Consider the following 201-nt stretch of genomic DNA (forward strand, 5'->3'; position numbering starts at 1 on the left):
TTTGTCTTCTCCGAGACATTTAAATTCTGTCACGTCAGTGACTAATTTTTGAAGGGGGATAGAAGTATGGAAACGTCTATTTAACCGGTTTTTCGCTACCTTCCCAACCTTTCCTTTATAGGATTTATATTTGCGGGATTTGCGCATGAATTTAACACACTTTAATCCGAGTTCTTTCATGATGCGATACACTTTTTTATG

At 36.8% G+C, this 201-nt stretch carries 1 pseudogene; it reads right to left on the reverse strand.

Features of this window, described 5'->3' with window-relative positions:
* A pseudogene (locus P6709_RS20455) lies at positions 1-201 on the reverse strand (IS3 family transposase); the annotation flags it as partial.

It is taken from the genome of Jeotgalibacillus sp. ET6, assembly GCF_029667115.1.
Taxonomy (GTDB): domain Bacteria; phylum Bacillota; class Bacilli; order Bacillales; family Jeotgalibacillaceae; genus Jeotgalibacillus.